We start from the raw sequence: 13,281 nt of genomic DNA on the forward strand, positions 1-13,281 counted from the left end.
CCGCGACGATATGCGCCCGACCGTAACCTTGACAAGCCGACAGAGTTAGCCAACTCTTACGGCATGTCAAAGAAAAGCTGGAGTGGAGCACCCGGGAGCGGAGACGACCATCCGGCGATCGAGGCACGCGGCCTGGTCAAGGTCTACGGCGAGAGCCGGGCGTTGGACGGGATCGACCTCACGATCCGGCGCGGCCAGGTGTTCGGGTTCCTCGGCCCCAACGGCGCCGGCAAGACCACCACGATCCGTATCCTCGCCACGCTGACCCGCCCCTCGGCCGGCACCGCCCGCGTCCTCGGCCACGACGTGGTGACCGAGGCCGACGCGATCCGCGCCCGGGTGGCGGTGACCGGCCAGTTCGCCTCCCTCGACGAGGACCTGACCGGATACGAGAACCTGCTGGTCCTGGGCCGGTTACACGGCCTGACCCGGGCCGCCGCCAGGCGGCGCGCCGACGACCTGCTCGCCGCGTTCGACCTGACCGGGGCGGCCGGGCGGCCGGTCGGCGGCTACTCGGGCGGCATGCGCCGCCGGCTCGACATAGGCGCCAGCCTGGTCGTCACCCCCGACCTGCTCTTCCTCGACGAGCCGACCACCGGTCTCGACCCGCGCAGCCGCAACCAGGTGTGGGAGCTGGTCCGCCACGTCGCCGCGGCCGGCACCACGGTGCTGCTCACCACCCAGTACCTCGAAGAGGCCGACCAGCTCGCCGAGCGGATCGCGGTCATCGACAACGGCCGGATCGTGGCCGAAGGCACCAGCGCCCAGCTCAAGTCCCGGGTCGGCTCGGGCACGTTGCACCTGCGGCTCCTCGACGGCGAGCAGCGTCCGAAGGCCCGCGACATCCTGGCCGGCAGCCTGGAGGGCACGATCCGGCTCGCCGCCGACCCGCTCGCCCTGTCCGTATCGCTCACCACCCGGCCGGACCCGCAGGGCAGCCAGGACGCGCAGGGCACGGCCGAAGCGCGAGGCGTGAACGGGACCCCGGGCGCGCAAAGCACGGACGGGGCACGGGACATGGGCCGGCTGGTCGGGCGCGCCATGACCCGGCTCGCCGACGCCGGCGTGGGCGTCGCCGACCTCTCCCTCGGCCGGCCCAGCCTCGACGAGGCGTTCCTCGCGCTGACCGGCCACCCGGCCGGACCGGCCACCGCCGACGACCGCAAGGACCCGACCGTATGAGCACTTCCGCCGCCTCGGCCTCCTCCGCTGCCACCTCCGCCTCCGCCCGCCCCACCCCCGCACCGGCCGACCCGATCGACGCCCTGCTCGCCGCCGGACGCTCCGCCCGCCGCGCCTCCGCGCTCACCGCCTCGGCCACCTTCGGCCGGCGCGCCCTGCTCAAGATCAAGCACGACCCCAAGCAGCTCGTGGACTCGGCCGCCATCCCGATCCTGTTCACCGTGCTGTTCACCTACCTGTTCGGCGGCGCGATCAGCGGCTCGACCGGCGACTACCTCACGATCCTGCTGCCCGGGGTGCTCAGCATGAGCATCGCCATCGTCACCATGTACGGCGGCGGCCGCCTCGCCCAGGACGTGCGCAGCGGCGCCTTCGACCGCTTCCGCGGCCTGCCGATCTGGAGCGGCGCCTTCGTGCTCGGCGGCCTGCTCAGCGACGCCGCCCGCTACCTGTTCGCCTCCGCCATCGTGGTGGGCCTCGGCCTGGCCATGGGCTACCGCGCCGACGGCGGCGTGCCGGGCGTGCTCGCCGCCGTCGCCCTCGTCGTCGCCTTCGGACTGTCGCTGTCCCTGCTGTGGGCCGCGGTCGCCCTGCTCGTCCGCGACCCGGCCGTGGTCATCAGCATCGCCAACGCCGTCCTCATGCCGCTCTCGTTCGCCAGCAACATCTTCGTCCAGCCCCGCACCATGCCCGGCTGGCTCCAGGCCGTCGTCCGCGTCAACCCGCTCAGCCACGTCGCCACCGCGGCCCGCGACCTGATGAACGACACCGGCCACACCGCCGGCGCGGTCGCCTGGTCCCTGACCGCCACCGCCGCCCTCGCGCTCGTCTGCGCCCCGATCGCCCTGCGCCTGTACAGCAAGCAGAGGTGAGCGACCGCCTGGGACCCGCCCGGACCCGCGGCAGCGGCGCTCAGGCGTGGAGGCCCGCCTGGCGGCCGCCCCGGGCGAGCAGTTGGGTGCGGGTGCCGGATTCGGCGAGTTGTCCTTCGTCGAGGACCAGCACGCGGTCGGCCCGGGCGGCGAGGCTCACGTCGTGGCTGACGGACGATGACGATGGTGCGGCCGGCGGACAGGCCAGGCAGCGCGGGGAGGAGGTCGTGGGCCGCCCGCGAGTCGAGTGCGGTGGTCGGCTCGTCGAGGACGAGGACGGGCGTGTCGCGCACGAGGGCGCGGGCGACCGCGATGCGCAGGAGCCGCCGGACAGCCGGGTGAAGCGGCCGTCGTCGAGCGCGGTGACGAATCCGTGCACCCCTGCCGTACGGGCGGCCCGCCGGATCTCTCGTCGGTCGCGCCCGGCCGGCCGCAGACGATGTTCTCCCGGACGCTGCCGCTGAGGATGCGGGTGCGCTGCGGCAGCAGCGTGACCGTCTGCCGCAGCCGGTGGAGCGGCAGGTCCCCGAGGTCGGCGCCGTCCAGCCGGATCGGCCCCGCGTCCGGGTCGTAGGAGAAGCGCATCAGCAGCGCGAGCAGCGTGGACTTGCCGGCGCCGGGACAGCCGAAGTGGACTCCGCGCGGGTCGAGTCGGCCGATGCGGGAGGCGGCAGTGGGATACGGCGTGACCGTCGCGCCGCCGGTGCGCAGGGTGGCGGTGGGGCCGGCGCCATCGGGTGCGGAGGCCGCGGGGTCCTTCACGGACGGCTGCGCGTCGAGGATGCCGATCAGCCGCTCCGCTCCCGCGGCGGCCGCCGTGGCGGTCAGCCCGGACCCCGTCGACCCAGGCACCGCCGACCCGGACCCCGTCGAACGGAACCTCGCCACCGACGCCCCGAACCGCGCCGCCCGGCCCGTCCCCGCGGACTCGTCCGATCGGAGGAAGCGAGACTCCCGGGCCCACCCCGGGCTCATCGGCCGTTCGAGGGTCCCGCGAAGGCCGCCGCGGGAAGGCTCGGCAGAGCGGTTTCCGCAGGTGGGTCCGGGTGGCGGGGAAGGCCGGCAGGGTGGGGCGGGTGGGACTCGAACCCACGACCGACGGATTATGAGTCCGCTGCTCTAACCGGCTGAGCTACCGCCCCGTGCGGCGTGCCGTGCGCGCCGTCTGCCGCAGCATAGCCGCTCATACGATCTGTCGCCCTCGCGGGTGTACGGACGCGTCGTCAGGTGGACGCGACGCGACCGGAGGTGAGGGCGGGACAGCGGCCCGGGGGACGAAAAAGGACCCCGAAGGGTCCTGATTCCGCGCTCCCCCGACTGGACTCGAACCAGTAACCTGCCGGTTAACAGCCGGCTGCTCTGCCAATTGAGCTACAGGGGATCAGCTCCCCCGACTGGACTCGAACCAGTAACCTGCCGGTTAACAGCCGGCTGCTCTGCCAATTGAGCTACAGGGGATCGCGCTACATGCACCGAATGCACCCCCCAGGGTCCTCCCGGAAGGCGCGCTCTCGGTGCGACACATACATTAGCGCAAGCAGGGGGGTGCTCCGCCAACTGCTTGCACGGGGTTGCCCCCGGCGACGCAGGGTAGGCGCGCCACAGGTCCGGCAGAACCGGAGTTAGGAAGGGTGGAGCCATGCGCTACCGGCTGACGTTCATCACCGGAGCCCTGGTCGGTTTCGTGCTCGGCGCGCGTGCCGGGCGGGAGCGGTACGAGCAGATCCGGGAGGCCGCCCGGAAGCTCGCGCAGAACCCGGCGGTGCGGAACACCGCGGAGTCCGCGATGCAGCAGGGCCGTACCGCCGCGGGCAAGGCGAAGGAGACGGTGACGGCGAAGGTCGGCGACCGGATGCCCGACGCCCTGGCCGGAAAGATGCGCGCGGGCCGCAACGGCAACGCGCCCGACAGCGACTGGGGCACCTCGAACACCTGACCCGCCGCACCCCCGTCCCGTCGCGCGGGCGCCCGGCCGTACCCGGCCCGGGCCCCGCGCGCCCGCATGTCCGTGCACGCCTCCGGGTGAACGTCACTGCGCGCACGTCCGTACCCGGACGTGTGCGGACCCGTCCGCTCTGCCGCCCCCGCGGGCATCCGTCCCCATTCGTGATCCCCGGGAGGGGCGCGCGCCGGGCCCGCCGTACGGCATCATCGGCGCATGGGGAAAGTCGCCGGTATAGACAGCTCGACCACAGGCACCACCATCGTCGTGTGCGACACGGACACCGGGGCCGTGGTGCGGCAGGGCCACGCCCCGCATCCCCTCGACGACGGCGAGAAGCCCACCGAGATCGACCCGCAGGCGTGGCTGCTGTCGCTGGGCGAGGCGGCGACCGGCGGGGTGCTGGAGGGCGTGCAGGCGATCGGCATCGCCGGGCAGCAGCACGGCATGCTGGCGCTGGACGCCGGCGGCGTGATGGTGCGCCCGGCGCTGCTGCGCGGCGACAAGCGGGCCCAGGTGCAGGCCGCGGACCTGGTGGACGAGCTGGGCGGCCCGGCCGGCTGGGCCGAGGCGGTCGGCGCGGTGCCGCAGGCGTCGCACCCGGTGGCGAAGCTGCGCTGGCTGGCCCAGCACGAACCGGCCGCCGCCAAGCGCGTCTCCGAGGTGATGCTCCCGCACGACTGGCTGGTCTGGCAGTTGCTGGGCCGCCCCGAGCGCCGTACGACCGACCGCGGCGACGTGTCCTGCACCGGCTACTGGTCCGCGGCCACCGGCGAGTACCGCCCCGACCTGGTGGAGCGCGCCCTCGGCCACAGCGTCCGGCTGCCGGAGGTGCTCGCCCCCGCCGAGCCCGCCGGGCAGACCCCCGAGGGCCTGCTGATCTCGGCCGGCACCGGCGACACCATGGCCGCCGCGCTCGGCCTGGGCCTGGGCCCCGGCGACGCGGTGGTCTCGCTCGGCGCGGCCGGCACCGTCTTCGCGGTGCACCACGAGGCGCTGAAGGACCCGACCGGCACCATCACCTCGTACGCCGACGCGACCGGCCGCCACCTGCCGCTGCTCCAGGTCCGCAACGCGGTCCGCACCCTGCGCGGCACCGCGGAACTGCTCGGCACCGACCTGCCGGGCCTGTCCGAGCTGGCGCTGACCTCCACGCCGGGTGCGTACGGGCTGGTGCTGCTGCCTTACCTGGAGGGCGAGCGCACCCCCGACCTGCCGCACACCGCGGGCACGCTCAGCGGGCTGCGGCGCGACTCGATGAAGCCGGAGCACCTGGCGCGGGCCGCGTTCGAGGGGATGCTGTGCGCGCTGACCGACGCGCTGGACGTGCTGCGCGGCAAGGGCGTCGAGGTGCGCCGGGTGTTCCTGCTGGGCGCGGCGGCCGAACTGCCCGCCGTACAGCGGATCGCCCCGCCGCTGTTCGGCGCCGAGGTGGTGGTGCCGCAGGCCGGGGAGTACGCCGCGCTGGGGGCCGCCCGGCAGGCCGCCTGGTCGCTCGGCGCGGTGCTCGGGTCGCAGGCCCAGGGCGAGGCGCCGGAGTGGGAGCCGGCGGGCGCCCGGCGGTTCGAGCCGGGTGACGACGCGGCCGTGGGCACCGCGGTCCGCCAGCAGTACACGTCGGTACGCGAGCACACGCACCCGGGCGCCTTCGACGCGCTGCGCTGACCCGGGGGCGGGGCCGGGGGGCTGGGGGCGAAGGACGGGGGCCCGCGAAGGGCCATGCGGGCGGGCCACCCGGACCGGCCCCCGCACCGTAACGCCCGGACGGGACCGTGCTGCCCGGTCCGGACCGTACGGCCCGGACCGGATCGGCAAAATCCGGGTTATCCCGGTGCGCCGCCGCCATGCCGGAGGATAGGTTGATCCGTCGCTCAACCCTCCGGGCGGCCGCCGCGTCCTTACGGTCAGCGTCCCAGCCCGTGCCCTGCCCGAGGCAACCCGAGGAACCCGATTGTGCTGATCCGACTCCTACGGTCCCACCTGCGACCGTACAAACGCCCCATCGCGGTACTGGTGCTGCTCCAGCTGCTCTCCACGATCGGTGCCCTCTACCTGCCGACCCTCAACGCCGACATCATCGACAACGGCGTGGTCAAGGGTGACACCGGCTACATCGTCGGGCTGGGCGGGGTCATGCTCGGTGTGACCGTCGTGCAGATGGCGTGCGCGATCGGCGCGGTCTTCTACGGCGCGCGCACCGCGATGGCCGTCGGCCGCGACATCCGCAGGTCCGTCTTCACGCAGGTGCAGAGCTTCTCCGCCCGCGAGGTCGGCCAGTTCGGGGCGCCGTCGCTGATCACCCGGACCACCAACGACGTCCAGCAGGTCCAGATGCTGGTGCTGATGAGCTTCACGCTCATGGTGGCCGCGCCGATCATGTGCGTCGGCGGCATCATCATGGCGCTCGGCCAGGACGTCCCGCTGTCGGCGCTGCTGCTCGTGGTGGTGCCGGTGCTCGGTGTCTCGGTGAGCCTGATCGTCCGCAGGATGCGCCCGCTCTTCCGCACCATGCAGAAGCGCGTCGACTCGGTGAACCGGGTGCTGCGCGAGCAGATCACCGGTATCCGCGTGATCCGCGCGTTCGTCAAGGACGGCTACGAGCAGCGCCGGTTCGGCGCCGCCAACGACGAGCTGACCGCGGTGTCGCTGTCCACCGGGCGGCTGATGGCGCTGATGTTCCCGACCGTGATGGCGATCGTGAACATCTCCAGCGTGGCCGTGCTGTGGTTCGGCGCGCACCGGATCGACAGCGGCGGGATGCAGATCGGCGCGCTCACCGCGTTCCTCAGCTACCTGATGCAGATCCTGATGTCGGTGATGATGGCCACCTTCATGTTCATGATGGTGCCGCGCGCCGAGGTCTGCGCCGAGCGGATCGAGGAGGTGCTCGGCACCGACTCCAGCGTGGTCCCGCCGACCGCGCCGATCACCTCCCTGCGCCGGCACGGCCACCTCGAACTGCGCGGCGCCACCTTCGCCTACCCGGGCGCCGAGGTGGCCGTGCTGCGCGAGGTCGACCTGGAGGCCCGGCCCGGCCAGACCACCGCCGTGATCGGCTCCACCGGCAGCGGCAAGTCCACCCTGCTCGGCCTGATCCCGCGGCTGTACGACGCGACCGCCGGCCGGGTGCTGGTCGACGGCGAGGACGTCGCCCAGGTCGATCCCGCGCTGCTCGCCGAGACCGTCGGCCTGGTGCCGCAGAAGCCGTACCTGTTCTCCGGCACCGTCGCCAGCAACCTGCGCTACGGCAAGCCGGACGCCACCGACGAGGAGCTGTGGCACGCGCTGAAGGTCGCGCAGGCCGAGGACTTCGTCCGCAAGCTCGACGGCGAGCTGGAGGCGCCGATCGCCCAGGGCGGCAGCAACGTCTCCGGTGGCCAGCGGCAGCGGCTGGCGATCGCCCGCTGCCTGGTGCGCCGCCCCGAGATCTACCTCTTCGACGACTCCTTCTCCGCGCTCGACTACGCCACCGACGCGGCGCTGCGCCGCGCGCTCGCGGAGGAGACCGCCGAGGCCACCGTCGTGATCGTCGCCCAGCGGGTCTCCACGATCCGCGACGCGGACCGCATCATCGTCCTCGACGAGGGCCGGGTGGTCGGCACGGGCACCCACACCGAGCTGATGCAGGACAACGAGACCTACCGGGAGATCGTGTTGTCCCAGCTCACCGAGCAGGAGGCGGCGGCGTGAGCGGCGAGAGCGCGGGCGGGGACCCGCTGAAGAAGGCGCCCACGCGGCGCGGGCCGGCGCCGATGGCGGGGCCGGGCCGGTTCATGGGCGGCGGCCCGATCGAGCGGTCCATGGACTTCAAGGGCTCGCTGAAGCGGCTGATCCGGCTGATGCGGCCGGACCGGATATGGATGTACCTGGTGCTGGCCCTCGGCACCGCCAGCGTCGCGCTGACGGTGACCGGCCCGCGCATCCTCGGCCACGCCACCGACCTGATCTTCGCCGGGGTGATCGGCCGGCAGACGCACGGCGCCAGCAAGCAGCAGGTGCTGGACACGCTGCGCGCGCACGGCAACGGCAAGGTCGCGGACCTGATGTCGGGCATCGACTTCACCCCCGGCAAGGGCATGGACTTCGGTGCGATCGGCGGCGTGCTGCTGATCGCGCTGTGCGTGTACCTCGGCGCGGCCGTGCTCAGCGTGCTGCAGATGCGCACCGCGACGAAGGTGATCAACCGCGCGGTGTACCGGCTGCGCCGCGACGTCGAGGACAAGCTGTCCCGGCTGCCGCTGTCGTACTTCGACCAGCAGCCGCGCGGCGAGGTGCTCAGCCGCGTCACCAACGACATCGACAACATCGGCCAGACCATGCAGCAGACCATGGGCCAGCTGGTGAACTCGCTGCTGACCATCATCGGCGTGCTGGCGATGATGTTCTGGATCTCCTGGCTGCTGGCCCTGGTCGCGCTGGTCACCGTGCCGGTGACGCTGCTGGTGGCCACCCAGGTCGGCAAGCGGGCGCAGCCGCAGTTCGTGCAGCAGTGGAAGACCACCGGCACGCTGAACGCGCACATCGAGGAGATGTACACCGGGCACTCGCTGGTGAAGGTCTTCGGCCGGGCGCAGGAGTCCGCGGAGGTCTTCGAGAAGGAGAACGAGGCGCTGTTCCGGTCCGGTTTCCGGGCGCAGTTCATCTCGGGCACCATCCAGCCGCTGATGATGTTCATCGGCAACCTCAACTACGTGCTGGTGGCGGTGATCGGCGGGCTGCGGGTCGCGTCCGGCACGCTGTCGGTCGGCGACGTGCAGGCGTTCATCCAGTACTCGCGGCAGTTCAGCCAGCCGCTCACGCAGGTCGCGAGCATGTCGAACCTGATCCAGTCCGGGGTGGCCTCGGCCGAGCGGGTCTTCGAACTCCTCGACGCCGAGGAGCAGTCCGACGAGCCGCAGCACCCGGCCCGCCCGCAGGAGCTGCGCGGCCGGGTGGCGCTGGAGAAGGTCGACTTCCGCTACCTGCCGGACAAGCCGCTGATCGACGACCTGTCGCTGAAGGTGGAGCCCGGGAACACCGTGGCGATCGTCGGGCCGACCGGCGCGGGCAAGACCACCCTGGTGAACCTGCTGATGCGGTTCTACGAGGTCTCCGGTGGCCGGATCACCCTGGACGGCACGGACATCGCCGCGATGTCCCGGGAGGACCTGCGCTCCTCGATAGGCATGGTGCTCCAGGACACCTGGCTGTTCGGAGGGTCCATCGCGGAGAACATCGGCTACGGCCACGAGGGCGCCACCCGCGAGCAGATCGAGGAGGCGGCGAAGGCCGCGCACGCCGACCGCTTCATCCGCACCCTCCCCGAGGGCTACGACACGGTCATCGACGACGAGGGCACCGGGGTCAGCGCGGGCGAGAAGCAACTCATCACGATCGCCCGGGCGTTCCTCTCCGACCCGGTGATCCTGGTGCTGGACGAGGCGACCAGTTCCGTCGACACCCGCACCGAGGTGCTGATCCAGCGCGCGATGGCCAAGCTCAGCCACGGGCGGACCAGTTTCGTCATCGCGCACCGGCTGTCCACGATCCGCGACGCCGACGTCATCCTCGTCATGGAGTCGGGGTCGATCGTCGAACAGGGCACCCACGACGAGTTGCTCGCCAAGGAGGGGGCGTACGCGCGCCTGTACTCGGCGCAGTTCGCGCAGGCCGTGGCCGAGGTCGACTGAACACGGGCTCGCCCCCTGGCGGTTGGCTCCGCGAGGGGGCGGGCGGGCGGCGACCAGTTCTTGGATGTGTCGTACCCCGCACCCACCGCACGAGAAGCCTGACGGCAGAACTCCACGCTCCGCCACCACGCCACCACGCCACCACGCCGGCGCGTCAGCGGGAAGTGGTCGCGGGGCGCTCCCGCCTCGGCCCGCTCAGTCGAGGTAGCCGCGGAGTTGTTCCGCGAAGGTGTGGTCGCGGAGCTTGCTCAGGGTCTTGGACTCGATCTGGCGGATGCGCTCGCGGGTGACGCCGAAGATGGCGCCGATCTCCTCAAGGGTGCGGGGGCGGCCGTCGGTGAGGCCGTAGCGGAGTTGGACGACCTTGCGTTCGCGCTCGCCGAGGGTGGACAGGACCGCTTCGAGGTGTTCGCGCAGCAGGAGGAAAGCGGCGGACTCCACCGGGGAGGCGGCGTCGCTGTCCTCGATGAGGTCGCCGAAGGCGACATCGTCCTCCTCGCCGACCGGCGCGTGCAGGGAGACCGGTTCCTGGGCCAGCCGCAGCACCTCGCCGATCCGCTCCTGGGTCAGCTCCAGTTGCTCGGCGACCTCCTCGAGGGTCGGCTCGCAGCCGCGTTCCTGGAGCAGCCGGCGCTGCACCCGCACCACCCGGTTGATCAGCTCCACGACGTGCACGGGTACCCGGATCGTGCGGGCCTGGTCGGCCAGCGCGCGGGACATCGCCTGGCGAATCCACCAGGTCGCGTACGTGGAGAACTTGTAGCCGCGGGCGTAGTCGAACTTCTCGACCGCGCGGATCAGGCCGAGGTTGCCCTCCTGGACCAGGTCGAGCATGGTCAGGCCGCGCCCGATGTAACGTTTTGCCACCGACACCACCAGGCGCAGGTTCGCCTCGATCAGCCGGCGCTTGGCCATCCGGCCCTGGACCACCAACCGGTCCAGGTCGAAGGCGAGTTGGGAGTCCAGATCGGGGAACGCGGCCAGCCGTTCCTCCGCGAACAGGCCCGCCTCCACCCGCCGGGCCAGATCGACCTCGTCCGCGGCGGTGAGCAGCGGGATACGGCCGATCTCGCGCAGGTACTGGCGGAAGAGGTCGGCGGACGGCCCCGCGGAGGTGTCCACGCGGTGGATGCGCGGCTCGTCCGGCGGGGACTCGATCGCCCGCAGTTCCTCCACCGGTGGTTCCAGCACCCGCGGCTCGTCCGCGGCGTCCGCAACCTCCGCAGGGGGTTCCCGCACCACCACCTCGGCCACGGCAGGAGGTATCGGCACGTCGGGCGTGATCTGGATCTGGGCGTGTGTCCGCACGGAAGCGACCTCCGCGGTGAGCGCGTCGTCGGGCTCAAAAGAGGGCTCGGCACCGGGACCCCAGTGTGACCCACCACGCCGCCCGCCACGAGGGTCGTGCGGGCCCTTTTTCACGCCATGTCACCGCGTATGACTTGCCCGTCACCGGGGTACCCGGGCGGGCCGCGGCGGCCCCGAACGACCCGCCGCGAGCGCCGCCCGACCCACTCGACCGACCCGCCGCGAGCACCGCACGGGCCACCGTGAAGCGCCCGCCCAGGCCGCCCGGCCTGCCGCCTAGAGCGCCGCCGCTCCGTTGACGCGCAGCCGCTGGGCGTACTGCTGGAGGGCCCACAGTTCGTTCGCGGCCGCGGTGGCCTCGGGAGCGTCGGACGGGACACCCTGCGCGGCCAGGCGGGCCCCCGTGGCGTGGACCTGCGCCACCCGGCGGTCCACCGCGAGCAGCCGGACCCGGACCAGCACCTCGCCGGCGTACATCTCGGGGACCTTGTGCATGACCGGTTCGACGGCCAGTTCGGTGACCATGCCGCGCACGGTGTCGTCGGGCGCGGCATCGCGCACCCGCAGCAGATACTCCCCGTCGGCGTACTCCGCGCCGCCCGCCTCGGCGATGGCGCGGCGCACCGCGGCGTACGGGGGCCCGGTGAACTCGTCCTCGCCGTAGGCGTCGAAGGCCGGGGAGACCAGGGCGGGGAACTGGAGCGCGAGCTTGAGCAGTTCGCGCTCCACGCGGTGGGCGGGGCTGCGCAGGTCGAGCCGGGGGCCGGACGGCGGCCGGCGGTCGCCGCCCTCCTGGGGGCCGGACGGGCCGCCGCGGTACGGGCCGCGGGCCGGACCGCCGCGCCCGGAGTCCGCGCCGGGCCCGGGGCCGGAGTTGCCGCTCGCGGCGCGGGCGCGGGCCATCGCCCGCACCCGGCGGATCATGCTCTGCTCCTCCGCCTGCGTGGAGATCCCCGCCATCCCGACCAGCCGGATCGCGTAACGGTCGCGCAGCGCCTGGTTCTTGATCGCGGCGACCACCGGCACGGCGGCGTCCACGGCGGCGACCCGGCCCTCGTCGGTGTCGAGGTTGTAGCGGGCCACGATCGAACGCAGCGCGAACGCGAAGAGCGGGGTACGGCCGTCGATCAGCCGCTGGATCGCCGGATCGCCCTCGGCGAGCCGGAGTTCGCACGGGTCCATGCCGCCCGGGGTGATCGCGATCGACGTCTCGGCGGCGAACTTCTGGTCGTCCTCGAAGGCGCGCAGCGCCGCCTTCTGCCCGGCGTCGTCGCCGTCGAAGGTGAAGACCACCTCCGAGGTGGAGTTGTCCATCAGCAGCCGGCGCAGGATCTTGATGTGCTCCCCGGCGAACGCGGTGCCGCAGGTGGCGATCGCGGTGGTCACGCCGGCGAGGTGGCAGGCCATCACGTCGGTGTAGCCCTCGACCACGACCGCGCGGCCGGTCCTGGCGATCTCCTTCTTGGCGAGATCGATCCCGTACAGCACCTGGGACTTGTGGTACAGCGGCGTCTCGGGCGTGTTGAGGTACTTGGGGCCCTGGTCGTCCTCGCGCAGTTTGCGCGCGCCGAAGCCGATCACCTCGCCGGTGATGTCCCGGATCGGCCAGATCAGCCGGCCGCGGAACCGGTCGATCGCGCCGCCCCTGCGGCTCTCGGAGGCCAGCCCCGAGGTGATCAACTCCTTGTCGCTGAAGCCCTTTCCGCGCAGGTAGCGCACCAGGTGGTCCCAGCCGGCCGGTGCGTATCCCACCCCGAAGTGCTCGGCCGCGCTCTGGTCGAAGCCGCGCCCGGCGAGGAACTTCCGCCCGATCTCCGCCTCGGCCGAGCCCAGTTGCTCCACGTAGAACGCGGCGGCCGTGCGGTGCGCCTCCACCAGCCGGATGCGCTCGCCCTGCTGCCGCCCGGGGACACTGCTGCCCTCCTCGTACCGCAGCGTGATCCCGGCCCGCGCGGCGAGCCGCTCCACGGCCTCGGTGAAGGACAGGTGGTCGACCTTCATCACGAACGCGAGGGTGTCCCCGCCCTCGCCGCAACCGAAACAGTGGTAAAGACCCTTGGACGGGCTGATCTGGAAGGAAGGGGACTTCTCGTCGTGAAAGGGGCAAAGGCCCTTGAGGTTGCCGCCACCGGCGCTCTTGAGCTGGAGGTAGTCGGAGACGACGGCGTCGATCGGGACGGCGTCGCGTACCGCCCTTACGTCGTCGTCCCTGATCCTTCCTGCCACGGAGGCAGTCTACGGCCCGGGGGCGACAGGTTCGGCGGGGCGGCGGGCCGGGCGGCGACCCGGGGGGCGTGAGGGCCGTGAG

The 13,281-nt window shown here is 72.5% G+C and carries 9 protein-coding genes and 3 tRNA genes; 6 read left to right on the forward strand and 6 right to left on the reverse strand.

Features of this window, described 5'->3' with window-relative positions; all coding sequences use genetic code 11:
- Positions 1-63: 63 nt before the first annotated feature.
- The gene (locus tag AB0399_RS13590; RefSeq protein ID WP_366411385.1) at positions 64-1,182 is read left to right on the forward strand and encodes an ATP-binding cassette domain-containing protein; all 1,119 of its coding nucleotides are present in this window, start codon (positions 64-66) and stop codon (positions 1,180-1,182) included.
- A complete protein-coding gene (locus AB0399_RS13595; RefSeq protein WP_366411386.1) occupies positions 1,179-2,054 on the forward strand; it encodes an ABC transporter permease in 876 nt (291 codons plus the stop codon). The genes AB0399_RS13590 and AB0399_RS13595 overlap by 4 nt, the downstream gene beginning before the upstream one ends.
- Before the next feature lie 156 nt (positions 2,055-2,210).
- On the opposite strand, the gene AB0399_RS13600 is transcribed toward AB0399_RS13595, so the two are convergent.
- The 4 genes from AB0399_RS13600 to AB0399_RS13615 form a co-directional block, all read right to left on the reverse strand.
- Positions 2,211-2,906, reverse strand: a complete 696-nt coding sequence (locus AB0399_RS13600; protein WP_366411387.1) for an ABC transporter ATP-binding protein — start codon at positions 2,904-2,906, stop codon at positions 2,211-2,213.
- 216 nt (positions 2,907-3,122) lie between these two features.
- A tRNA-Ile gene (locus AB0399_RS13605) sits at positions 3,123-3,196 on the reverse strand.
- A gap of 166 nt (positions 3,197-3,362) precedes the next feature.
- Positions 3,363-3,435, reverse strand: a tRNA-Asn gene (locus AB0399_RS13610).
- A 4-nt stretch (positions 3,436-3,439) separates the two neighbouring features.
- A tRNA-Asn gene (locus AB0399_RS13615) sits at positions 3,440-3,512 on the reverse strand.
- Between the two features lie 181 nt (positions 3,513-3,693).
- On the opposite strand from AB0399_RS13615, the gene AB0399_RS13620 reads away from it, so the two are divergent.
- The 4 genes from AB0399_RS13620 to AB0399_RS13635 all read left to right on the forward strand — a co-directional run bounded on the left by AB0399_RS13620 (position 3,694) and on the right by AB0399_RS13635 (position 9,665).
- Complete coding sequence (locus tag AB0399_RS13620) at positions 3,694-3,990, forward strand: YtxH domain-containing protein (RefSeq protein ID WP_328463753.1); 297 nt, start codon at positions 3,694-3,696, stop codon at positions 3,988-3,990.
- Positions 3,991-4,212: 222 nt separating this feature from the next.
- Positions 4,213-5,661, forward strand: a complete 1,449-nt coding sequence (locus tag AB0399_RS13625; protein ID WP_329369675.1) for an FGGY family carbohydrate kinase — start codon at positions 4,213-4,215, stop codon at positions 5,659-5,661.
- Between the two features lie 288 nt (positions 5,662-5,949).
- Positions 5,950-7,686 carry an ABC transporter ATP-binding protein gene (locus AB0399_RS13630; protein WP_366411388.1) on the forward strand — a complete coding sequence of 579 codons (1,737 nt, stop codon included), beginning with the start codon at positions 5,950-5,952 and terminating at the stop codon, positions 7,684-7,686.
- A 62-nt stretch (positions 7,687-7,748) separates the two neighbouring features.
- Positions 7,749-9,665 (forward strand): ABC transporter ATP-binding protein, encoded by a 1,917-nt coding sequence (locus AB0399_RS13635; RefSeq protein ID WP_366411422.1) that lies wholly within the window; start codon positions 7,749-7,751, stop codon positions 9,663-9,665.
- Positions 9,666-9,860: 195 nt separating this feature from the next.
- Here AB0399_RS13635 and AB0399_RS13640 read toward each other — a convergent pair whose 3' ends face one another.
- Both AB0399_RS13640 and dnaG read right to left on the reverse strand, forming a co-directional pair.
- Complete coding sequence (locus AB0399_RS13640; RefSeq protein ID WP_366411389.1) at positions 9,861-10,973, reverse strand: RNA polymerase sigma factor; 1,113 nt, start codon at positions 10,971-10,973, stop codon at positions 9,861-9,863.
- Positions 10,974-11,249: 276 nt separating this feature from the next.
- On the reverse strand, positions 11,250-13,199 hold the full coding sequence (gene dnaG, locus AB0399_RS13645; protein ID WP_366411390.1) for a DNA primase: 1,950 nt from the start codon (positions 13,197-13,199) through the stop codon (positions 11,250-11,252).
- Positions 13,200-13,281: the final 82 nt, after the last annotated feature.

The organism is Streptomyces sp. NPDC088194, from assembly GCF_040702025.1.
Taxonomy (GTDB): domain Bacteria; phylum Actinomycetota; class Actinomycetes; order Streptomycetales; family Streptomycetaceae; genus Actinacidiphila.